Source organism: Halorubrum sp. AJ67 (genome assembly GCF_000513435.1).
In genome coordinates this window covers 3,332-10,307 of the sequence record NZ_CBVY010000010.1, presented here as the reverse complement: position 1 = coordinate 10,307, position 6,976 = coordinate 3,332, and the positions used below count along the sequence as shown (strand labels likewise).

Here is a 6,976-nt window from a genome sequence, read left to right as displayed (position 1 = left end):
CGGAGGCCACCGACGAGCGGCGCTACGTGCGCGACGAGGAGTCCGCGCTGTCGCTCCGGGCCGGCGAGACGAAGCGGGCGACGGCCACGTGGAACGGTCGTTTCCGCCGTACCGCCGGCGATGGCCTTGACCGCTCGGTCCGGGCCGAGCGCGGGGACCACACGATAACCGCGTTCGTCCCGGTCCCCGACGCCGGCGAGCGCCACGAGGCAACCACGGAAATCCGCATCCGATAGCCCCCGAACGCCGGTCCGCCGTGGCCGGTTCCCGGACGAATTGGCGACGTTGAAATCCTGCGGAGTTGGTGGTTTTACAGCCCGGATCGCTCAGCACAGGTGACGTAGTGATTGATCCGCTGAACTTAGTGCGGTGGCGCGTGCCTCCGAGGCCGCACCGCGGCCGAGGAGCGCCGCGCGAGGGAGTCGACCGGTCGAAGCGAAGCGGAGGCCGGTCGACGAGGCTGGGGAGGCGTGAGGCTGTGCGGTGCGGGGCGGGACTCGAAGGGGCAGTCGCGAGGCTGACAGAGGCGACGCAAGCACCGCAGGAGCGAGTGAAACGAGCGACGAGGAGCGTGGTTCGAGACGCCTTCGGCGTCTCGTCATCACGAAAGGCGCTTTGCGCCTTTCGAACGACAGCGAGCGTCTGTCCGCCTCGCGACTGGGGCTTCGGCGGTCTCCGTTGTGAAGCCATCCTCGACAAAAATAGTCAGGTATAGCCGAGCGGCTGGGACTTCGGTAGTCGTGTCGATCCGCGATTTATAACCGCCCTTCAGCGATCAGCCGTTTCAGGCGAAACGTCTCTGAAAAGAGGATCCCAACAAAGCCGGCGAACTATATCGCGGAAAAGCGAGCGCCGCTAGTCGTCCGCTTCCGGTCTGCCGGCCCGCACACCGTCGTCGAACGCGCTCTCGTCTACGGCCGCGGCGACCGCCTCGTCACGCCGCAGGTGACACGCCGCGTAGTGGCGGTCGTCGCCGAGTTCCGACCCCAGTTCATAGGCGGGGTTCGAGGTCGCGCAGACGCTCTCGTCCGTGAACCGCTCGGCGAGGAGCCGTTCGGCGTCGTCCCACTCGTCGCGCTCGATGTGGCCGAGCGCCTCGTCGAGCAGGGTGCCCGCGTCGCCGCTCGGCGTCGCGTCGTCGAAGTACCGGCCGCGGAGCGCGTTCGGGTCGGTCTCCTCGAACGCCCGGCGCTCGACCGCCCGCTGGAACTTCACGACGTTCCGCCACGCCTCGTCTGTCATGTCGTACTCGTCCGGCTGGATCACACTCGGACACCGCGTCCGGAACCGACAGCCGGAGGGCGGGTCGATCGGGGAGGGTACGTCGCCGGACAGAAGCGCCTTCCGCCCGCCGCTCCTCGGATCTGGAACCGGAATCGCGTCGAGTAACGCCTTCGTGTACGGGTGTTTCGGGTTCTCGAACAGCTCCTCCTTGTCGGCCAGTTCGACGACCTCGCCGAGGTACATCACCGCGACGCGGTCCGAGATGTGCCGGATGACGCTCAGGTCGTGCGCAATGAACAGGTACGTCAGGTCGAACTCCTCCTGTAGCTCCTCCATCGTGTTGAGCACCTGCGCCTGAATCGAGACGTCGAGGGCGCTCACCGGCTCGTCGCAGACGATGAAGTCGGGGTTCACCGACAGCGCACGCGCGAGGTTCACGCGCTGGCGCTGCCCGCCGGAGAACGCGTGGGGGTAGCGGTTGTAGTGTTGCGGGTCGAGTCCGACCTTCTCTAACAGCTCCTTCGCGCGCGCCTCGCGGCCCTCCTCGTCGAGCATGCCGTGCGCCTTCATCGGCTCCTCGACGATCGGTCCGACCTTCATCCGCGGGTCGAGCGAGGACTGCGGGTCCTGAAAGATCATCTGCATGTCCTTCCGCATCCGCCGCAGCGGCTCGCCGGACAGCGACGCGAGGTCCTTCCCCTGGAAGTAGACGCTCCCGCTCGTCGGTTCCAGCAGCCGGAGGACGGTGCGCGCCAGCGTCGACTTCCCGCAGCCGGACTCGCCGACGAGCCCGAGTGTCTCCCCTTCCTTGATGTCGAAGCTCACGCCGTCGACCGCGCGGACGTCGGAGGTGGACCGGCTGACGTACGGGAACTCGTCGTCGAGTTGGACGCCGGCAAACAGCCCGCTCTCGTTGTCGAAGTGCTTGCACAGGTCGCGGACCTGTAACAGCGCCTCGGGGTCCGACTCGGGCGGCCCGACCTCGCTCATTCCGCCTCACCCCCGGTCTCGGTGAAGCCGGCGGAGAAGCCGCCGGCCGCCTCCGCCTCCATCGGCGGGCTCTCGTCGTACCCCACGTCGAACGCGTCGTGTTTCACGCACGCGGCCGCGTGGCGCGCTTCCCCCTCCTCGTTCAGATTTCGGGGCTCGGGGTGGACTTCGCGGCACACCTCCCGGGCCTCGGGGCACCGGGAGTGGAACCGACAGCCGGCGGGCGGGTCGATCGCCTCCGGCATCACCCCCTCGATCGGTCTGAGCTCGTCGACCGTCCGGTCGGGACGAGGCATCGAGTCGAGCAGCGCCGTCGTGTACGGGTGTTTCGTGTCGTAGAACAGGTCGTCAACCTCGGCCTGCTCGATGATCTCGCCGAGGTACATCACGTTGACTCGGTCGCAGATCTCCGCGACGACGCTCATGTCGTGGGTGACCCAGATGAAGGAGGTGTCGTACTTCTCTTGGAGGTCGGTCACCATCTCCAAGATTTCGCCCTCGACCGTGACGTCGAGCGCGGTCGTCGGCTCGTCGGCGATGATGAGGTCCGGCTGGCAGGCGAGCGCCATCGCGATCAGCACGCGCTGTCGCATCCCGCCGGAGAACTGGTGCGGGTACTCGTCGTACCGCGACTCGGGTGCCGGGATCCCGACCTCCCTGAGCATGTCGATCGCCTCCTCTTTCGCCTCGTCGGCGTCGAGGTCGCGGTTGATCTCGATGAACTCCCGGAGCTGTCCCCCGACCGTGAACACGGGGTTCAACGACTCCATCGGGTCCTGGAAGATGATCGCGATCTCGCGGCCCCGAATCCGCTTCCGCATCTCGTTTTCGGTGAGCATCTCGTCGCGCGGCCGCAACTCGCCGTCGTCGTCCTCTTCGAGCCCGAAGATCGTCTCGCCTTTGAACTCGATCTCGCCGCCGACGATCTCGCCGGGGCTGTCGACGAGCCGGAGGATACTGGAGGTCGCGACGGATTTCCCGGCACCCGACTCGCCGACGAGCCCGACGATCTCTCCCTCATGAACGTCGAAGGAGATGCCGTCGACGGCGCGGACCGTTCCGTCCTCGGTGAAGAACTGTGTCTTGAGATCGCGTACGCTGAGTAGTGGTTCGCTCATGTCAGTTGTTTATCCGCGGATCGAGGGCGTCCTGTAGGCCGTCGCCGAGAATGTTGAAGCCGATGACGGTGATCAGAATGGCGATGCCGGGGAAGATGCTGAACGTCGGCGCGGGGAGCATGTACCCCCGCGAGGCCGACAGCATCTGTCCCCACGACGGCGTCGGCGGCTGCGCGCCGAAGCCGAGGAACGAGAGCCCGGCCACGATGAGGATGCTCACCCCGACCTGAAGCGTCGCTTGGACCAACACCGGCGCGAAGCTGTTCGGGATGATGTGTCGGAAGATGATGTTGCGGTCCTTCACCCCGGCGGCCCGGGCGGCCTCGACGTAGTCCTCCTCGCGGATGGAGACGACCCGCGACCGGATGAGCCGGTTGAACACGGGGATCGCCGTGATCCCGACGCCGATCATCGCGAACGTGAGGTCCCGCCCGAACGCGGTCATGAACGCGATGACTAAGACGAGGAACGGGATCGCGTAGATGGTCTCCGTGACCCGCTGGAGCACGTCGTCGATCCAGCCGCCGTAGTAGCCGGAGACCGCGCCGATGACGGTGCCGCCGCCGAGCCCGATCGCGGTCGCGAGGAAGCCGACCGTCATCGCGATCCGGGTCCCGTAGATGGTCCGCGCGAGCAGGTCGCGGCCCCGGTGGTCGGTCCCGAGCGGGTGTTCGAGCACGCCCTGCCCGAACTGGTTCTCCATGCCGACCGGCGGGAGCAGCCGCCGGACGTTCTCCGGGTCGGTCTCGGGGTTGTACAGCACCGCCTCCGCGATCGCGTAGTCGAGGACGTAGTAGTCGAACGCGGCGAAGATCGCGACGAAGGTCATGAACCCGACGATGTAGGTCCCAATCCGCGCCGTCGTGTCCTGTCTGACCTGTTTCAGGGTGTACCGGAGGCCGACTCGGGCTTCCACCTCGTCCGGCCCGCCGCTCTCGTCGGCCCCGTCCGGCGTGTCGTCGTCCGAAGTTGCGCTGTTTATCGACATCAGTCTTCACCGTAGGTGACCCGCGGGTCGAGGTAGCTGTACGTGATGTCCGTGACGATTACGCCGATCACGTACACGAACCCGAACACAAGCGTCGTCCCCATGATCAGTTCGTAGTCTTGGTTGTTTATCGCCGTGATGATCAGCCGTCCCATCCCCTGAATCTCGAAGACGGTCTCCGTGAGCACGGCACCGCCGAGGGCGGTCGACAGTCCGAGACCGATGATGGTGATCACCGGGAGCTGTGCGACCTGGAACGCGTGTTTGCGCACGATCGTCGACTCGGGCACCCCGTACGCCCGGGCGAGCTTGACGTACTCGCCTTGAAGCGAGTCGACCATCGACGAGCGCTCGATCCGCGTGATCTGTGCCATCTGGAGCGTTCCGAGCGCGATCATCGGCAAGAAGAGGTGGTGTACCGACTGGCGGAGCACCTCGAACTGCGTCGCCGCCCCCCGCACGTCAGCCGGGTTCGCCCACGGGAGGATGAGTCCCCGCGCGGGGAACCACCCGAGATAGAACGCGAAGACGATGATCAACACCAGTCCGATCCAGAACGACGGCGTCGAGACGCCGATCAGCGAGACGATCCGGGAGACGTGGTCGGCCGGCTCGTTCCGCCGCTTGGCCGAAAGCACGCCTAACGGGATCGCCGTGACGATCGCGAACGCGAACGCGGACAGCATGAGCAACAGCGTCACCGGCAGCCGGAGCATGATCATCTCCAAGACCGGCCGGTCGTAGTAGATGCTGAGGCCGAGATCCCCTGTCAAGACGCCGGAGAGGTACGTGAAGTACCGGACGTGTATCGGCCGGTCGAGACCGTACCGGGCCCGGATCGCCTCGACCTGCTCCTGTGCCGGCGTCGGTCCCAGCATGATCTCCACCGGGTCGCCGGGGATCTGGTTTGCTAGGAAGAAGGTTATCGTCACGATACCTATCAGTACGGGTATCGCCTGTGCGAACCGTCGGAGTGTATACCGAAGTAAACTCACTGTCGTGGATCTCTCGTTGCTTCGATTCGGTCTTTGCTGTCGCTTATCCGTTTCGCTCCCGCCGACCACCAAGACGGTGACCGCGGACGGCCGCCGAACGCGTCGACGACGTCCCGAAGGGCTCGCGTTCGGCCGCATCCGCGCCGCGATCCATCCACCGTCGCGACGCGGTTTCGTCGTGGTTCCGACGCGATTCGTTCCGTTCGTCTCCCGACTCGATTACCGGGACACCGTAGCGTCGTCCAGCTGGATCTCCGACGAGATCGGGTGTGCGCTGAAGCCCTCCACGGCGCTACGGACTCCGTAAGAGTTGTTCAGGTTGTACGCCGGGATGTGGACGCGCTCCTCGAGCAGCGTCGTCGTCGCCTCGATGTAGAGCTGCCGGCGCTCCTCGCGGTCGGCGGACTCGCGGGCCTGCGTCAGCTTCTCGGAGGCCTCGTCGTACCCGTGGAAGGTCCCGTTGGTGACGCCGTCCGTCTCCTGGCTCAGCAGGTTGTACACGAACGCGTCCGGGTCCGGGCTGCCCGACCAGCCGAGCGTGTACATGTTGTACTCGTCCGCGCTGTTCGGCCCGTCGTCGCTCTGGTACGCCTCGGTGAACGTCCCCCAGTCGAGTCGCTGGACCTCGACGTTGTCGAAGCCGGCGTTCTGGAGGCCGTCGCCGATGCTGATACCGATCTGTTCGCGCTTGTCGTCCGGCGGAACGATGATCCGCCAGTCGTAGTCCATCGAAACGCCGGCCTCGTCGAACAGCGCCTGCGCCTCTTCGAGGTCCTGTCCGTGGGAGATCTCGGACCACTCGTCGACCGGGAAGTTCCACTCCTCGGAGATAGACGACGGGTACGGGCTGTACTGTCGCACACCGGACGGCTCGACGAAGTTCTCGACCGCCTGATCCATCGAGAAGCAGTAGTCGACCGCCTCGCGGACGAGGGGGTCGCTCGTCGGACCGTTGGCGCAGTTGAACGCGAGGTAGAAGTATCCCACACCCGGTTCCTCGGTGATACTGGCGTTCTGGTTGCTCTCGACCGTCTCGTACAGCTGGGGCGGAATGGTCTCGATGACGTCGACGTTCCCCGTCTCCAACTCGGTGACGCGGGTCGTCTGCTCCTCGATGGGGTCGAACTCGATCTGGCCGATCTCCGGGAGGTTGTCGCTGTCCCAGTAGTCGTCCCACCGCTCGACGGTCGCGTAGTCCTCGGGCTCCCACTCGACGAGCTGGAAGGGACCGGAGCCGACCGGGTCCTGATTGTACGCCTCGGTGTCCTCCTGACGCACGGAGGCGTTGACGACGCTGCGCACCATGGCGATCGTGAACGCGCCGTAAGGGTACGAGAGATCGAACTGAGCCGTGTACTCGTCGATGGCCTCCCCGCTGTCGATCATGTTGACCTCGGGGGCGTTCTCGGTCTGCTCCTCGACGGGAGCGAGCATCGTGTGGACGACGTCTTCCGCGGTGACGGGGTCGCCGTTCTGGAACTCGGCGTCCTCGCGCAGCGGGACGATAAAGCGGGTGCCGTCGCGCTCGACCGTCGGCATCTCCGCGGCGATCTTCGGCTCGATGCCGACGCCCTCGCCGTACTCGTAGATACCGTCGAAGAGCTGTCCGGTGATCTGGGCGACGGGACGTCGTTCATGACGATCGGGTCCATGTCGAGCGG

The 6,976-nt window shown here is 65.9% G+C and carries 4 protein-coding genes and 2 pseudogenes; 1 reads left to right on the top strand and 5 read right to left on the bottom strand.

The annotated features are described in order from the left end of the window. Window positions 1–236: pseudogene (locus BN903_RS09550) on the top strand (hypothetical protein); the annotation flags it as partial. Between the two features lie 619 nt (window positions 237–855). Here the strand turns inward: BN903_RS09550 and BN903_RS09545 are convergent. From BN903_RS09545 to BN903_RS09525, 5 genes and pseudogenes are all read right to left on the bottom strand, one after another. Beyond that, the gene (locus BN903_RS09545) at window positions 856–2,214 is read right to left on the bottom strand and encodes an ABC transporter ATP-binding protein (RefSeq protein ID WP_048077521.1); all 1,359 of its coding nucleotides are present in this window, start codon (window positions 2,212–2,214) and stop codon (window positions 856–858) included. After that, window positions 2,211–3,332, bottom strand: a complete 1,122-nt coding sequence (locus BN903_RS09540; RefSeq protein WP_048077520.1) for an ABC transporter ATP-binding protein — start codon at window positions 3,330–3,332, stop codon at window positions 2,211–2,213. The genes BN903_RS09545 and BN903_RS09540 overlap by 4 nt, the downstream gene beginning before the upstream one ends. Before the next feature lies 1 nt (window position 3,333). Continuing rightward, window positions 3,334–4,320, bottom strand: coding sequence for an ABC transporter permease (locus BN903_RS09535; RefSeq protein WP_048077519.1), 987 nt, complete (start codon window positions 4,318–4,320; stop codon window positions 3,334–3,336). After that, window positions 4,320–5,315 carry an ABC transporter permease gene (locus BN903_RS09530; RefSeq protein ID WP_255331281.1) on the bottom strand — a complete coding sequence of 332 codons (996 nt, stop codon included), beginning with the start codon at window positions 5,313–5,315 and terminating at the stop codon, window positions 4,320–4,322. The genes BN903_RS09535 and BN903_RS09530 overlap by 1 nt, the downstream gene beginning before the upstream one ends. Window positions 5,316–5,534: 219 nt before the next feature. Beyond that, window positions 5,535–6,976: pseudogene (locus tag BN903_RS09525) on the bottom strand (ABC transporter substrate-binding protein); the annotation flags it as partial.